Genomic DNA, 16709 nt, shown 5'->3' with positions numbered 1-16709 from the left:
CAAAATTGAGCCATAAAAAAGAGAGAACAGATTTTAAGGCTGTTCTCTCTTTATTTTTGTCTGCCTTAATTCAGAACCCTTAGTTAGGGCGGCTAGAAACTGAGTGACCAGCTCTTTGCTGAGCATACATGGCTCGTAACACTAGAGCTGGATCAACCCACTGCCCAGAATACTTCATTCCCCAGTGGAGATGGGGGCCAGTGGTACGGCCTGTCATACCTACTCGACCGAGGCGGGTTCCAGCGGCTAGCTGCTGGCCTTCGCGCATCTGAATGCCACCTTCGCGATCGACTAGGTAACGACCTCCGTTAGCCGTTTCTACATGACCTTGCATATGGCAATAAATATGCTCCCACTCGCCCGACTGAACGACTACTGAAGTACCACAAGCACTGTCATCAGATACTTCCACCACGGTACCGTTCCACCAACTCCGAATGTAGCTACCTTCAGGGGCAGCTAGATCTAGGCCGTGGTGGAATTCTTGGCTATAACCGCTAGGAGATTGGCGATAGCCAAAGGCAGAGGTATAAGCTTGAAAATTTTCAACTGGGAAAGAAGCGCCTTGCCAAGTGCTTCCTGTCGCTACTTGGTTGGTTGCAACTTCTTGGGCTCTAGCTGTTTCTTGGGGCCAATCAGAGGCAACGAAGCCTGCTAAACCCAAACCTGCAATCAGTAGGGCTTGTCCAATTCGAATCATAGTTTTGGGTTTTAGGAGCGATGTGGATGCTTGCTGCTTACTCCTCAACTGCTCAGCGGACTTACAATTGCGTTTCTCCATACAGCGTCCTTTACGGATGACGAAATATTTCTAAGGTCTCAATCAGGGGGGCAGGATTGAGTCTGCTGTAGCTCAAGCACTCAGATTATGTACGTCGATACACCCGTTTAAGTTCCTCAAGCGATCGCTCCTAGATCATCCTAGATCAGGAGTTGCTAGCTCAGAACCATTTTGTAGCCAGAAGCACGAATGGCCTTCAATGCCACTAGCGCTTCCGGAGTATATTACCCTAGGCTGCTGGCAAATCTATCAGGTGTTTATGTCAATTCGTCACAGAGCCGCTGAATCAGTGTGATTTCGTTCTTATATCTGTTACAACTTTTAACAGTCCATTAAATTTCACAAACTGCTGCCATAGCCATGCAGATTAATATTTTTCCCATACCGCTAGTACTCGATACTACGGCGATCGCAGGGGCAAGCTTATGGTCGCTGGCTTTATATCTGGGGTTCTCCCCAGCGGGGGAATGGGTAACGGAGCAAATCGACCGTTGGTTTAACTTTGCTGAGCGATCGCTCTACACGTCAGAAGCAGAGTTTGAGCGGACTCGCAAAGCCCGGGAAGCCCAAAATGCGTTCTACGCATCGGTCTTTAGCATTGTGCCGTTTCTAGGGGCAGGAGCGCTGTGTAACTACGGAGTAGAAATTAGTCTAGGTAAAAGCTGGGCTATCAGTTTAGGAATTTTGACTTGTATAGGCTGTGCTGTTTACGAGCTAGGCCGCCGAGATGGGCAGGCGGCGGGGAAGTGAGAGAGGTGGGGAGTTAGGAGTGAAGGAAGAGGAGAGGAGTTAGGAGTGAGGAGCCGAGTTGAAGCCTAGCTCCTCAGCGACGATTTGACTGAGTTTTGTGGCGGCTCCGGGTTGGCCTCGGACGCTACGGAGGCGATCGCGGATTTGTTGCAGTTGCTCAGGATGCTCTAGCCAGTCTAAGGCTAAGTCTGCAATTTCTTGTGGCTGCACGATGCCCACTTTTTCTGGCACGATTTGCTCCTGTGCCCAGATGTTAGGCCAAGCTAGCAGCCGAGGTTTGCTAAGAAACCACCAATTGATCAGTTTGGCGAAACTGCTGCCAACCCCAGGCAAGTTAACTAGTAGGCCAGGGATGCCGCCCCAAGCCCGCATAGCATCCGCTTGTTGCATGGGAATTAGCACAATCATGGGAACAGCGAGAGATCCTAACTCGGCAGTGTTTGCGCCGACTGTAGTCAGGCAAAGCTGGCATTGGGAGAGTAGGTCGTAGGCAGGGAAATCAGTCCGCAGTTCTACTTGAACTCCTGCTGCGGTTTTCAAATAAGGTTGTTGACCCGCTTCTGGCAACACTAAGTGCGCCCCTACACCACCAAATAATTGGGAAATTGGATTTTCCTCAGGATCAGCAAATCGAGCTAGGGTTTGCAGACTGAGGGTAGGTGCCACGGGAATGACGAAGCGAGTTTGGGGCCGAATCGCGTGGATGCGCTCCGCGATCGCCAACGTTAATGGGACGCCTTGAGCTAACTTGGCTGGTTTCGACCCTGGCAACAAGCCGATCAGTTCTGTGCTTTTCCCTGTGCTTGCATCTGTTAGATCGCTCTTGGGTCGCTCGAAGGTGCCTGCCTCTGCCATTAAGTCACCCACGACGGTAAATTTGTGGGCTTGAGCGGGGGGAGCTTGAGCAGCAATTTCCGGTTTCATAACTCCAAAGCGATCGATCCAGCGCAGCCAACGAGCATCCCACTCGGCGTAGACCACGGTTCGGTACCCTAGCCGCTTACCAATTACCACGGGAAAGAACTGGTCGCCACCCAAAAACAACACTACCCCGCGATCGCGCCAGTCCCAAGCGTCTACAGTTTTACCAGACAGCAAAAACGCAGCGAAATGCTCTGCCGCTTGGACTCGGTCAACTTCTGGGTAGCTCTGCGCGATCGCCGCTTCTTGACCGCTAGCATTGGGGCAAGGAGATAAAACAACCGAAATTCGCACTTGGGCGCGATCGTCTCCTAGTTGCGCTCTCAATGCCTTGACGACAGGTTTTACCCAGGTAGCTAGCTCTCCGGGGCCATTGGAGAGAATCAAAATATCAACAGCAGACACTAATTTGCTTCTCCTACCCTTACTGCTTGGTCAGCTTGCGTCAAAATTGCTCCTCCTAGGATAAATTTTTCCTAGAGCGACTTTGATCACTCTATTTAATTCACCTACAGCTCTGGATGCGATCGCTCAGCTTCAGTTCAACTTCAATTCAATCCATTCGTACTTCTTTGTGCATGTCTAGATAGGGATCGTAAGCCATGACAGACCTAATCACTGCATCTAAACGGGGAGACATTGCCCAAGTAGAAACCTTACTGGCTCAAAAAGCAGATGTGAATGCTCAGGATGAGGAAGGCTCAACAGCTTTAATCGCAGCGGCAGAAGCAGGGCATGCGGATGTCGTTGCTGCTCTGCTGAACCAAGGCGCAGCAGTCAACGCTCTAGACCGAGATGGGTGGTCTGCCTTAATGGGTGCGGCTGCGGCTGGGCACCTTTTGATTGTTCAATTGCTGCTCAATAAAGGTGCAGAAGTCAACGCTAAAACCAGTTTTGGTTTGACGGCGTTAATGAGCGCTGCTGCTAAAGGCCATCTGGAAGTTGTGAAAGCTTTGTTGGCCAGTGGTGCTGATATTGATGCCAGAGATAACCATAATTGGACTGCTTTTGTTTGGGCAGCGGAGGAAAAGCAGACTGAGGTGATGGAGCTGCTAAAGCAAGCCCGTCAAGGTTCCTAGCACTGTCGTAAACTAAATAACTAGTTAAATAAGTGGTAGTTCGACTAAATTTTAGTCAAACTGTGCAAATTAGTGTTTTCCTTCCTGCATCCGGTTAATCAACATAGAAATCAAGAGCTTTAAGAGCCAAGTAATTAATGAATTAAATGAGGATCTTCTAATTCATTAATTGCTTAAAGCCCTACTAAAAATAAATCATTCAAGCAAATTCAACAATTAAAAAATCACGAAGCTATTATTTATTTCGAGAAACAGTTATTGCTAATCTAGGCAACTTGAGCAACACATTCCGCTCCTGTAGGGGTTTTGCTACTTTGGTGCGATCGCTCAATAAAATTTTATAGGATAAAAATTAAGAAATATTAAAAATACGTGAGTGCTTGCACTTGATTACTGTAAATAAATGTAAAGAAAGTTCTCAGTTTTTTTATCAAATTGTGTCAGTTAGTCGTCAAACTGCTCACTTGGTAAGGATTTTCTGGTAAAAACACTCATGGGCCACTAATTTGTCTCACCGTGCAAAACTTCGCCTCTATACCTAGCGCTGGTTTTGGCAAGGCATGTCCAAGATGAGGCACCTTTGGTGAAACAAGCCCAAGTTGTCCTGTGAGTGGCTGAAAGGCGAATGGGTAGAAAGCTGGAGTTATATCCTTCCCAGCCGATCCCTAGTGATGCCAATAAGAGAACACGTATAACAAGGAGCCCAACCGCATGTTCACCCACGTCAAGCCCACCGTTCGACACATTGCGCCTGACAACATCCAAGGACGCTCTCTGATTAAGGTGGTCTATGTCGTGCTAGAGCCGCAGTACCAGAGTTCGCTCTCGGCAGCGGTTCGCTCTATTAACCAGAACAACCCCAATGTGGCGATCGAGATCAGCGGCTATTTGTTGGAAGAACTCCGCAGCCCTGAGAATCTTGAGGCGCTTGAGCAAGATGTCGCCAACGCCAATATTTTCATTGCGTCACTGATTTTTATTGAAGAGTTGGCAGAAAAAGTGGTTGCGGCAGTAGAACCGCACCGCGATCGCCTGGATGTGGCCGTGGTCTTCCCTTCCATGCCAGAAGTCATGCGCCTGAACAAAATGGGCACCTTCTCAATGGCGCAGTTAGGCCAGTCAAAGAGTGCGATCGCCCAGTTCATGCGGAAGCGCAAAGAAAAAGCTGGTTCTGGTTTCCAAGACGGCATGCTGAAGCTGCTGCAAACCCTGCCCAAGGTGCTGAAGTACCTGCCAATGGACAAGGCGCAGGATGCCCGCAACTTCATGCTTAGCTTCCAATACTGGCTCGGCGGCTCTCAGGAAAACCTAGAAAACTTCCTGCTGATGCTGAGCGATAAATACGTCGCTAAGAGAGTGGGTCAGCAGAGCTTCGCGCCTTTGCAATACCGCGATCCTGTCACTTACCCTGATATGGGCATCTGGCATCCCCTCGCCCCTGCCATGTACGAAGATGTCAAAGAATACTTCAACTGGTACAACAGCCGCACCGACATTTCTGCTGACCTCAAAGATCCATTGGCTCCTTGTGTAGGTTTGGTGCTGCAACGGACACACCTAGTGACAGGCGACGATGCTCACTATGTGGCGATGGTGCAAGAACTGGAGTGCATGGGCGCACGGGTCATCCCCGTCTTTGCAGGCGGTTTAGATTTCTCAAAACCGATCGATGCTTACTTTCAAGACCCGATTACCAAATCCACGATCGTTGATACTGTCGTTTCTTTAACTGGATTTGCGCTAGTCGGTGGACCCGCACGGCAAGACCATCCCAAAGCGATCGAGTCTTTGAAGCGCTTGAACCGTCCCTACATGGTGGCGCTACCGTTAGTGTTCCAAACCACCGAAGAATGGCAAGACAGCGACCTCGGTCTGCACCCAATCCAAGTGGCGCTACAAATTGCCATCCCAGAACTCGATGGCGCGATCGAGCCGATTATTCTCTCGGGTCGCGATGGTGCGACAGGTAAGGCGATCGCGCTGCAAGACCGAATTGAAGCGGTAGCTCAGCGGGCGATGAAGTGGGCTAGCCTCCGCCGCAAACCCAAAGTAGACAAAAAACTAGCAATTACCGTTTTTAGCTTCCCACCCGATAAAGGTAACGTCGGTACTGCCGCTTACCTAGATGTCTTCGGCTCCATCTACAAAGTGCTGGAAGCCATGAAGCAAAACGGTTACGACGTACCAGAACTACCTGAGTCGCCAGAAGCCCTGATGCTAGAGGTGATTCATGATGCTCAAGCTCAGTACAACAGCCCCGAACTCAACATCGCCTACAAGATGTCGGTGCCTGAGTACGAGGAGCTAACTCCTTACCACGAGCGCTTACATGAGTCTTGGGGACCTGCACCCGGACACCTCAACACCGATGGTCAGAACTTGCTGATCTACGGGAAGCACTTCGGCAATGTGTTTATTGGGGTACAACCAACCTTTGGGTACGAAGGTGACCCGATGCGGTTGCTGTTCTCTCGCTCAGCCAGCCCTCACCACGGCTTTGCGGCTTACTACACCTACCTAGAGCAGATCTGGAAAGCGGACGCGGTGTTGCACTTCGGTACCCACGGCTCTCTGGAGTTTATGCCAGGTAAGCAAATGGGGATGTCGGGTGAGTGCTACCCCGATAACTTGATCGGCAACATCCCTAACCTTTACTACTACGCAGCGAACAACCCATCAGAAGCCACGATCGCTAAGCGTCGATCCTACGCCGAAACGATCTCTTACCTCACACCTCCTGCCGAAAATGCGGGCCTCTACAAAGGGTTAAAAGAGCTAAGCGAGCTGATTGCTTCTTACCAAACCCTGAAAGATAGCGGTCGCGGCGTTCCCATCGTCAACACGATTATGGACAAGTGCCGGATCGTCAACTTGGACAAAGATATTGCCCTGCCCGATCAAGATGCCAAAGATATGACGGCAGAAGAGCGGGATAACATTGTGGGCATGGTCTACCGCAAGCTGATGGAGATCGAATCGCGCTTGCTGCCCTGTGGCCTGCATGTGATTGGTAAGCCTCCCACTGCGGAAGAAGCGATCGCCACTCTGGTCAATATCGCCGGACTCGATCGCCCGGAGGAAGAAGTTAAAAGCTTACTGCGGATTATTGCTGAGAGCATTGGTCGCGACATCGATGACATTTACAAGAACAGCGATCGCGGTCTGCTCGAAGATGTGCAACTACTCCAAGACATCACCCTGGCTTGCCGTGCTGCTGTCGCCGCCTTAGTGAAAGAGCAAACCGATGCTGATGGTCGAGTTTCCAAAGTTTCGGTGCTCAACTTCTTCAACATGGGCCGTAAAGAACCTTGGATTGAAGCCTTGCAGCAAGCAGGCTATCCCAAAGTCAACACTGACGACATTAAGCCCCTGTTCGAGTACCTAGAATTCTGCCTCAAGCAAATTGTGGCAGACAACGAACTTGGTGCTTTGCTCAAAGCTCTCGAAGGTGAATATGTCCTTCCTGGCCCCGGTGGTGATCCTATTCGTAACCCGGATGTGTTGCCCACAGGTAAGAACATTCACGCCCTTGATCCCCAATCGATTCCCACGACAGCAGCCGTACAAGCCGCCCAAATCGTAGTCGATCGCCTCCTGGATCGGCAACGAGCAGAAAATGGGGGGCAATGGCCTGAAACTGTGTCCTTCGTGCTCTGGGGAACAGACAACATCAAGACCTATGGTGAATCCTTGGCGCAGGTCATGTTGTTGGTGGGGGTACGGCCTGTCGCTGATGCTCTGGGACGGGTCAACAAGCTGGAGATGATCCCGCTAGAAGAACTCGGTCGTCCTCGAGTAGATGTGGTCGTGAATTGTTCTGGGGTGTTCCGTGACTTGTTCATCAACCAAATGAACCTGCTCGATCGCGCTATTAAGATGGCTGCTGAAGCGGATGAACCTCTAGAGATGAACTTTGTCCGCAAGCACGCGATGAAGCAAGCTGAAGATATGGGCATCAACCTGCGTCAAGCAGCGACTCGTGTGTTCTCGAATGCTTCTGGCTCTTACGCAGCAAACGTCAACTTGGCGGTGGAGAACAGCACTTGGGAAGCTGAATCCGAACTTCAAGACATGTACTTGGCCCGTAAGTCCTTTGCCTTCAACTCCGATAATCCAGGGATGATGGAGCAAGACCGCAGCTTGTTTGAGTCAGCATTGAAAACGGTGGATGTTACCTTCCAAAACCTGGACTCCTCTGAGATCTCTCTCACGGATGTGTCCCACTACTTTGACTCCGACCCCACCAAAGTTGTGGCACGGCTCCGGGGCGATGGCACAGCACCTGCTTCCTTTATTGCGGACACCACCACTGCCAACGCTCAAGTGCGGACTCTCTCAGAAACTGTGCGCTTGGATGCTCGCACTAAGATGCTGAACCCCAAGTGGTACGAAGGGATGCTGAGCCACGGTTACGAAGGCGTGCGGGAGCTCTCTAAGCGCTTGGTAAACACGATGGGTTGGTCGGCGACCGCTGGTGCAGTGGACAACTGGATTTACGAAGATACCAATGCCACGTTCATCCAAGACGAAGAAATGCGGAAGCGCTTGCTGAATCTCAACCCCCATTCGTTCCGCAAGATGGTTTCCACACTGCTAGAAGTCAACGGTCGCGGCTACTGGGAAACCAGCGAAGAAAACCTCGATATGCTCCGCGAACTTTATCAAGAAGTAGAAGACCGTATTGAAGGCGTTGAGTAGTTAGGCGAACTGTTGATTTTTTAGGCTGCTTAAACAGTTATCGCCAATGAGTTGATTTGCTTAGGGGAGGCATGTTTGAGCCTCCCTTTTTGCTTGCGTTAAATTAAAGGCATCTGTTTGTGGAGTGCCGCGATCGCGCCATGACTAGCCTTACGGTTGACTTCAATTCGATAATTGACCTGACCGACGAGCAGTTTTATCAGCTCTGTCAGAAAAATCGTGATTTGAAATTTGAACGCTCTGCGACCGGAGAATTGATCATCATGGCACCCACCGGAGGAGAAACCGGAAACCGTAACGCAGGTTTAACGGCTCAGCTTTGGATTTGGAATCAGCAACAGAAACTAGGCCAAGTGTTCGATTCTTCCACTGGCTTTAAGTTGCCGAACGGTGCCAATCGCTCTCCTGATGTGGCTTGGGTGCAGCAAGCCCGGTGGGATGCTCTGACTCCTGAGCAAAAAGCAGGGTTTATTCCCCTCTGTCCAGACTTTGTGATTGAGTTGGTATCGCCCAGCGATCGCTTGACCACAGTACAAGAAAAAATGCAGGAATATCGTGAGAATGGAGTGCAGTTGGGTTGGTTGATCGATCGCAAATCTCAGCAAGTGGAAATTTACCGCCCTAACCACGATGTGGAGATTCTCAAATCGCCCGTATCACTTGCAGGAGAAGGGATATTGCCTGGGTTTGTACTCAGTCTTGATTCTGTTTGGTAAAAGAGCGATCGCTTGCATTGCCTCTTCCTGGCCCAACTTCCTAGTTGACCTTAACTTGAGCAGGTAGACGCTGCCATCCTGTGCCCTCATAGCCAAAGTTAAATAGATGGGCATGCAAAATCTCGGTGAGGATTTCTAGGGAATCCACTAATCGAGGGCCAGGACGGTTGAAATATTGATTACCATCCGTAACGTAAACACTGCCTGCTTGCACTGCTCGCAACATTGGCCATTCGGGATGTTTGGCTAAAGCGATCGCATCTTGATGAGTGCGTTCCAAGTCATAACCGCAAGGCATCAAAATTATCACCTCAGGGTCGGCAGCTACTAAGGCATCCCATTGCAACCAAGGCGAGTGCTGACCGACAACACCAAATAGGGACTGACCTCCGGCTAACTCAACCAACTCAGGTATCCAATTGCCTGCGGCCATCAACGGTTCGGCCCATTCGATACAAGCAACCGTGGGGCGATCGCTGAGAGCTTGCGTTTTGGTGGCACATGCCTCTACTCTGGTTTGTAGTTGAGTCAGGCTAGATTGGCTCTCAATCCCCAAGGCGATCGCTACTCGTCGGATATCGTCCCAAATATCCTTTAACGTATTCGGTTGTAGCGAAATAATTTGTGGTTGAGTCTGGGTCAGCGTAGCCACAGCTTGCTCAACATCGGCTAAATTGACAGCGCAGACTTCGCATTGAGCCTGGGTCAAAATATGAGTCGGCTTTAACTGCTCTAGAACCTCAGTTCTGACTCGATAAACACTGAGTGCGGATTGGAGCAAGTCAGTCACGCGATCGTGAATTTCTGCACTCGTACCCACTGGGTTAAATTTAGGTTCTGTGCAAACTGGGCGAGTTAGAATCTCTACCGGATAGTCACACTCATGCGATCGCCCCACAATCTGATGCGTCAAACCTAGCTGAGCCAAAATTTCTGTGGCACTCGGGATCAGAGAGACAATTCTTAGTTCCATATCAGCCATCAGGATTGACTCTAAACGCTGTTATCAACCATAACTCTAAATAGTTCATGCCGAAACGCGGTGAGTTTTGATCCTTAAATAACGCCAAAATTGTAAAAAGGCTGCTAGTTTCGAGAAGTAGGATGAGGATGTTTTCACTAGTTTAAGGGATTGCTAGAAAGTTGCTCAGGACTTAATGTTGCAACATGGTTTCATCCAAAAGTTTGATTTTACTAACTTTCGATTGAATATGAGCGAGCGCAAACAAGCTGAATGGCAGCAGACAGAGCGCGATTGTTTACTGCGTAATATAGCGTTGCGAATTCGGCGATCGCTGAGTTTAGATCAAATTTTGGCGACAACCGTTGTAGAAATTCGTCAATTCTTGCAAACTGATCGTCTTTTAATCTACCGCTTTGATTCGAATCAGAATGGAACTTTAGTGGCTGAGTCAGTATCTCCTGAATGGTCGTTGTACCCAGCAAGAAAAAGTCATTCGGTTTGGCAATCAAGCTCAGATTTAAATACAGAACTGAATCAAAACCAGATCATTAATGATACTGCTGAGGGCAATTATGCAGTTGAGTTTTTGCAATTGATGAACCAGTTGCAAGTTAAAGCAAAGCTAGTAGTGCCAATTTTTCAGGCTGATGCTGCCTTTGCCAATGAACCCGTAGAAGTAGATACTACCAGTACTGAACAATCATCTACTACTCAAACTGATGAACCAAATCAGGAGCAATCGTGGGGGTTGTTAGTAGCCCAACAGTGTTCCGAAGCGCATTTTTGGCAACCTGATGAAGTAGAGTTTCTAGAGCAAGTAGCGACTCTAGTATCAATTGCAGTCCGACAGGCTGAATTGTTCAATCAACTGCAACAGCAAGCACAACGCGAACAACTGCTGAATCAGATCAACCGAGCCATTAATTCAACCCTTGATTCTGAGCAAATCTTAGATGAAATTACTCAGTGTATTGGTCGGTATTTTGCGGTCGATCGAGTGATTATCTTTCAGTTTCAGGCTAGTTTTATTCAAATATTAAATGAGTGGCGAGTGAACCCTGAGATTGGGTCAATGTTGAGCTTTCAGGCACCTGTATCTGTATGGCCTGATCTGCTAGATCTAGATTCCGAATTTTATCATCGACGTGTTTTTCATGCCCCTGATTACGCAGCAAGAAACGTCACTATACAGCGGGTTCAGCAGTATCACCTTTCTGTACTCAGTGCTCCTATTTTTATTCAGGATGCCTTGTTTGGTGGTATTGGTTTGCACACTACAAGTGATTACCGCCAATTCACCACAGATGAGATTTCGCTTCTAGAGAAAATTGCTGAACAAGCTGCGATCGCGCTTTGCAAAACCAAAAACTTAGTTCAATCTAAAACTCAAGAATTAGAAGTAGAGAAACAAATTTCTGAGGCAGTTAATCAAGCCAAGACTGAATTTTTAAGCACGATGAGTCATGAGCTTCGTACCCCTCTAAATGCAATTCTAGGATTATCTCAACTGCTACAAAAACAAATTTTTGGTTCCTTAAATGACAAACAGCAAGAATATATATCTTGCATTCATAGCAGTGGTGAAAATCTCTTATCTCTGATTAATGACATCTTAGATTGCTCTAGGATTGAGGCAGGTTATGAAGAGTTAAGCCTAGCCCCTATTTCAATACCTGAACTTTGCCAGTATTGTCTAGGTACAGTTAAAGAGCAAGCGTTAGCGAAAGGGCTACAGCTAGTTAGCACAATTGACAGTCAAGCTAAGACCTGCGTTGCCGATGAACGGCGCTTAAAGCAAATGCTGTTGAACCTGTTATCTAACGCTGTTAAGTTTACGTCTGTAGGCCAAGTCTCACTGTCCGTCTGTAAGCAAACAGATGATTTTATATTTACTATTGCTGATACAGGCATTGGTATTGACGAGGCAGAAATTCCTTTGTTGTTTCAACTCTTTTCTCAAGTAGATGGTGAGCTGAACCGACAATACGAAGGAACAGGTTTAGGTCTGGCTCTAACCCGTAAACTCGCCCGTCTTCACGGTGGCGATGTCACAGTCACTTCTACCTTAGGTTGCGGTAGCCAGTTCACCCTCTGTCTACCAGATCTATCACTTACTAGTCATGCAACTTCTTTTTCATCTTGACGTGCAGAATTCCTGCTTCTTCAAATACATCTCCAACTTGAGTGAAACCCAGCTTTTGATACAGATCTTTGACATAAAACTGAGCATGCAATTGTACTGTTTTAACTTTAGATTGGGTGAGAAATTCCAGTGCAGCCTCCATAATTCTGCGGCCAATCTTTTGTCCCCGGAATTCCGGTAAAACTGCTAGCCGTTCTATTTTGACAGTTTGCTCATCTAAATACCGTAGTCTGGTAGTGCCGATAGGCTGGCTATCCACAGAAGCCAAAATATGCTGGCTCTCTGGATCTAATCCATCAAAATCAAGTGCTGGATCAACTTTTTGTTCAACTTGAAAAACCAAGTATCGAATTGCTTGAATCGACACCTGTGCTTTGGTGTAGGTCACAATTGTCAGCTTCAGGTTTTCCATCAGTGATTAGCCAAAGCTTCGGATGATGGCTTAATCTACTCCTTCAATTGGCGCAAACCCTTGACGTTGAATGTTTTCCGTAATTGCATAAGGCTCCAAGAATTGCAGTAGATAATCAGGGCCACCTGCCTTAGAGCCCACTCCAGAGAGCTTAAAACCGCCAAAGGGTTGACGAGCTACGATCGCGCCTGTAATGCCTCGATTAATGTACAAATTGCCCACCTCAAACTCAGCTTGGGCTTGCTGAATGTGAGAAGGAGTGCGGGAATAAAGACCGCCTGTGAGAGCGAATTGCGTGCCATTCGCAATCGCCAAAGCTTCAGCAAAATTCTTAGCCCGAATCACAGATAGCACTGGGCCAAAAATTTCTTCTTGAGCGATCGCGGCAGTAGGAGCGACTTCGCTAAAAACAACAGGTCCAACAAAATACCCCGTGTCCGGAGTTGGCATTTCTAACGCAACTTGGGCTTCAGATTTACCTTGCTCGATATAACTCTTGATGCGATCGCGAGCCGTGGCATCAATGACAGGACCGACTTGAGTACTAGGATGAGCCGCATCACCTACATTCAGCGATCGCGTTGCTTCTACTAGCCGAGCCACAAACCCTTCATAGATTGGCTCCACCACAATGACTCGTGAGCAAGCAGAACATTTTTGGCCGCTATAGCCGAAAGCCGACTGCACAACACCTTGCACAGCTTGGTCTAAATCGGCACTCTCATCAATAATGATGGCATTTTTGCCACCCATCTCAGCAACCACCTGCTTGAGGTGCCTTTGTCCTGGTTGCAAAATGGCAGCATCTGCATAAATGCGGCAACCCACCTCCTGAGATCCAGTAAAGGTAATCATGTGGATATCGGGATGCTTCACCATATAAGCGCCAACCGTTGATCCTTTGGCTGGCACATATTGAAAAACGCCTTTAGGAACGCCCGCCTCTACCAGAATTTCGGTCAATTTGGCAATAATCACCGAGGAAACCTCAGCAGGCTTGAGCAGAGTGCAATTGCCTGCGACTAAAGCTGCTACAGCCATCCCGGTTGGAATTGCTAAGGGGAAATTCCAAGGAGAAATCACTAGCACAATACCTCTAGGTCGGTAGTGGTAGCGATTGGTTTCACCAGCTAAATCGTAACTATGCCCTGGTTCCAACCGCTCCATCTCATCCGCGTAGTAGCGGCAGAAATCGATCGCCTCGGAGACTTCACCATCTGCTTCCCGCAAGGGCTTGCCAACTTCCAGCACAATCCAAGCAGCTAGCTCGGCGCGGCGTTGGTTGAGCAAATCAGCAGCTTTGCGAAGAATATTAGCTCGTTGCTGAGCAGGAGTACGTTGCCAAGCTGGGAATGCTACCTTAGCTGCTGCGATCGCCTTATCTGCCTGAGCCTGGCTCATTAAACCAATGCGGCCAATTACTTCTATAGGGTTAGAAGGATTAACAGAATCTACCTGAGCTTCGGTCTGCTGATATTCGCCGTTAATCAGGGGCCAGTAGGTTTTTCCCAACTGCTGCTGCACCGTGGCGATCGCCTGCAAAGCAGGTTGCCGTTGAGCTAAATCAGCATAGTCGGTGTCAGGGACATTCTGAAAATGAGCTTGATGAGTAGAAACCGGAAGTGAAGCGGTGCCTGCTTGATCCGCAGTTGTCACTTGTGGAGGTGCCAAAAGTTCTGCACTCGGTCGCTCCTCAAGATTTTGTCGAAGGAAGGAACTGTTGGCGGTATTTTCCAGCAGACGCCGAATCAGGTAAGACATCCCTGGAATCAAGTCACCATAAGGACAATAAACTCGTACTCGATATCCCTGCTCAACCAGAGCTTTGGCAAACTTATCCGCCATGCCGTAGAGCACCTGCAACTCGATCCGTCGCCGAGGAATCTTGAGAGTCTGGGCGATCGCGATTGCATAAGCCTGCGATCGAACGTTGTGGCTCCCGATCGCTGCATAAAGATACTCGTGGTTTTCTAGCAGGATGCGCGTCAAGTTCTCAAAGTTAGCATCTGTAGAAGATTTGTCTTTGTAAACAGGTTCTGACCAATCTTTTTGTGCGGCTTTAATGATCTCCTGATCCCAATAAGCACCTTTAACCAAGCGCACTGTAACTGGATACCTGCGTTCCTTGGCCCAAGCGACTAAACCTTGTAAATCTTGTTCACTATCTCGCAAATAAGCTTGCAGCGTCACCCCGATATCTGTACGACTGCGAAACTCCTCTTCCATCAAGATTTGCTTCAGAATCGCTAGGGTCAAATCTTTATAGACATACTGCTCCATATCAAAATGAATAGCGGCTCCCACCTCTTTCGCTCGTCGTAAAAGAGTCCGGATGCGATCGCTCACTTTGGCTTCGCTACCTTGAGCATCCAGCGGATCAAATTGGGAATAAAACGCGGTTAGCTTGACTGAAACCTGAACTTTATCAAGCTCCTCTCCCTCTGCTTGGTCAATTGCCTCTACTCTCGGCCAAGTTTTAGCAGCGTTACTTAACTGGGTGATCAAGTCTAAATAGCGATCTAAATAGGATTGTGCTTCTACTTCTGTGATCACCGCTTCACCCAGCAAGTCAACGGTAAAGGTCATCTTGTCTTTACGCAGTCGTTCGATTGTTTTTAGGACTTGCTTGACGCTTTCCCCAGCAATGTATTTATGCGCTAGAGTTTCTACCGCAGTTGAAACAGTCGTGGCTGCGACTTGTCCTGGTAGCGAGTCTGGACTGGCAAAGTTGAGCAAGCCTTTAAGCGCCGCTGGCAACTCTACGGTTGGATCACCTAAGTATTCTTGTAAATGTCGAGCAATCTCAGTTTTGCTACGCAGGGAGGGTAAGCAGTCAATGAAGCGAAAGAGCTGTACCCGCAACCCAGGATTACTCATAGCCCAAGCTAGCAACTTGTCATCCCAGCGCATTTGGTCGCGCATTTGGGCAAAAAAGGAGCGACTCTCTCGCGAGGCTGTCAACAGTTGTTGGGCGATCGCTTGGGTCAGTTGTTCTAATGCTTGAACTTGAATTTCGTCGGCTCGACTGGAGATGTGGACAACCATAGATACAAGGCTCCCATTTGGCCAAAAGCTGCGGGTACGATCTCTCTACTTCCTATTGTGAGCGCTGAAATGCAAATGCGCTGGAAGCTTCGTTGTTACTCTAGGACTAGTTGGCTCACCAGCCTGTGCTCTACTTAGCAAACCGTTGACAGAGGTGTTAGCCACAAAGCTGCATCAATTAAAAATTGCTCTCGATCTGCGTTGTAACGTCGGAGAATTAACAATTTTGCGATCGCCCGCCATCTCTAAAGAGCTACATCAAAAAGTCCTATTAATTCACGATCGCCTGTGCTTAGAGTACGGTTGCCCCATCCCGTTCTTTCACGATCTAGATCCCCTAAGTGAGTTAGTTTCAGCGCTGTTATCTCACCGGACTCGCAACGCTGATTCAGCCCGTGCCTTCAAACAGTTAACCTCACGCTTTCCGGATTGGTCAGCCGTGCGAGATGCTCCAACTCAAGAGATTCAGTCAGCGATCGCACCTTGCACTTGGCCAGAACAAAAAGCCCCTCGCATTCAGCAAATCCTGCGCTTAATCAGCGAGCGTCATAATGGCGAGCTATCCCTAGACTTTCTAGCAGAGTTACCAGTCACCCAAGCAAGGGCATGGCTAGAGTCGCTACCTGGGGTAGGCCCTAAAACCAGCGCAGCCGTATTGTTATTTAGTCGGTTGCGTCGCCCTGCCTTACCCGTAGATAGTCACCATCATCGAGTAGCCGTGCGACTAGGTTTGATCCCAACTAATACTGCCGTGGGACCAGCGCATGCTCTCCTGGAAGCTCAACTTCCTCTCGATTGGAACGCTCAGCAAGTCTACGATAATCACGAAGTTCTGATGCTACACGGTCAGCGCTGCTGCTACTACCGAAATCCTGCTTGCGATCGCTGCCCAGTTTTAGACCTTTGTCTTTTTGGCCAAGCTAGGGCTCAGTGAACTGAATTCCCTCTTCAATGCTTGAGTAAAAATTTTTTGGTTTTGAAAGGTAGGCGATCGTGCTCTCAAGGCCATGAAAATGGCTAAGACCCTTTCAGGGAAGGGCATTTACAGTAATCCAAAAAACTTTCCCCCACCCCTTGACAGTCTTATGTGGACTTCGTTATATTGGCTAAGCGGTCGAGAGAGAAGGGGCGCGGAAGCGCACCGAATCAGTCGGCCCCCGCACCTAGAAAAGAAAATAGTTTGAAAGCCAAGATAGCACC

11 protein-coding genes are annotated in these 16709 nt (G+C 48.6%); 6 read left to right on the top strand and 5 right to left on the bottom strand.

All coding sequences use genetic code 11. The annotated features are described in order from the left end of the window. Positions 1-79: 79 nt before the first annotated feature. Entirely contained in the window at positions 80-700 is a 621-nt protein-coding gene (locus tag H6F72_RS10455; protein ID WP_190434413.1) for a M23 family metallopeptidase, read from the bottom strand. A 441-nt stretch (positions 701-1141) separates the two neighbouring features. On the opposite strand from H6F72_RS10455, the gene H6F72_RS10450 reads away from it, so the two are divergent. Next, positions 1142-1531 (top strand): hypothetical protein, encoded by a 390-nt coding sequence (locus tag H6F72_RS10450; protein WP_190434411.1) that lies wholly within the window; start codon positions 1142-1144, stop codon positions 1529-1531. A 39-nt stretch (positions 1532-1570) separates the two neighbouring features. Here H6F72_RS10450 and H6F72_RS10445 read toward each other — a convergent pair whose 3' ends face one another. Further along, the gene (locus H6F72_RS10445) at positions 1571-2857 is read right to left on the bottom strand and encodes a lipid-A-disaccharide synthase (protein ID WP_190434409.1); all 1287 of its coding nucleotides are present in this window, start codon (positions 2855-2857) and stop codon (positions 1571-1573) included. A gap of 197 nt (positions 2858-3054) precedes the next feature. Between H6F72_RS10445 and H6F72_RS10440 the strand changes: the two genes are divergently transcribed. The 3 genes from H6F72_RS10440 to H6F72_RS10430 all read left to right on the top strand — a co-directional run bounded on the left by H6F72_RS10440 (position 3055) and on the right by H6F72_RS10430 (position 8945). Continuing rightward, positions 3055-3531: an ankyrin repeat domain-containing protein gene (locus H6F72_RS10440; RefSeq protein ID WP_190434406.1), complete on the top strand. Its 477-nt coding sequence runs from the start codon at positions 3055-3057 to the stop codon at positions 3529-3531. A 711-nt stretch (positions 3532-4242) separates the two neighbouring features. Then, the gene (locus H6F72_RS10435) at positions 4243-8229 is read left to right on the top strand and encodes a magnesium chelatase subunit H (protein ID WP_190434404.1); all 3987 of its coding nucleotides are present in this window, start codon (positions 4243-4245) and stop codon (positions 8227-8229) included. A gap of 140 nt (positions 8230-8369) precedes the next feature. Next, complete coding sequence (locus H6F72_RS10430) at positions 8370-8945, top strand: Uma2 family endonuclease (protein ID WP_190434402.1); 576 nt, start codon at positions 8370-8372, stop codon at positions 8943-8945. Between the two features lie 40 nt (positions 8946-8985). On the opposite strand, the gene H6F72_RS10425 is transcribed toward H6F72_RS10430, so the two are convergent. Next, entirely contained in the window at positions 8986-9927 is a 942-nt protein-coding gene (locus tag H6F72_RS10425; RefSeq protein ID WP_190434400.1) for a cobalamin-binding protein, read from the bottom strand. Positions 9928-10156: 229 nt separating this feature from the next. Here H6F72_RS10425 and H6F72_RS10420 point away from each other — a divergent pair, with 229 nt between their 5' ends. Then, positions 10157-12052 (top strand): GAF domain-containing sensor histidine kinase, encoded by a 1896-nt coding sequence (locus H6F72_RS10420; protein ID WP_190434397.1) that lies wholly within the window; start codon positions 10157-10159, stop codon positions 12050-12052. On the opposite strand, the gene H6F72_RS10415 is transcribed toward H6F72_RS10420, so the two are convergent. After that, positions 12024-12464, bottom strand: a complete 441-nt coding sequence (locus tag H6F72_RS10415) for a GNAT family N-acetyltransferase (RefSeq protein ID WP_190434396.1) — start codon at positions 12462-12464, stop codon at positions 12024-12026. The two genes, H6F72_RS10420 and H6F72_RS10415, sit on opposite strands and share 29 nt — an antisense overlap. Positions 12465-12494: 30 nt before the next feature. Beyond that, a complete protein-coding gene (pruA, locus tag H6F72_RS10410; protein WP_190434395.1) occupies positions 12495-15509 on the bottom strand; it encodes an L-glutamate gamma-semialdehyde dehydrogenase in 3015 nt (1004 codons plus the stop codon). Between the two features lie 154 nt (positions 15510-15663). Here pruA and nth point away from each other — a divergent pair, with 154 nt between their 5' ends. Further along, positions 15664-16443, top strand: a complete 780-nt coding sequence (nth, locus tag H6F72_RS10405; RefSeq protein ID WP_370527487.1) for an endonuclease III — start codon at positions 15664-15666, stop codon at positions 16441-16443. Positions 16444-16709: the final 266 nt, after the last annotated feature.

This window comes from Trichocoleus sp. FACHB-46, from assembly GCF_014695385.1.
Taxonomy (GTDB): domain Bacteria; phylum Cyanobacteriota; class Cyanobacteriia; order FACHB-46; family FACHB-46; genus Trichocoleus.
The sequence above is the reverse complement of the archived record's forward strand: the minus strand, read 5'-3'. Positions and strand labels throughout refer to the sequence as shown.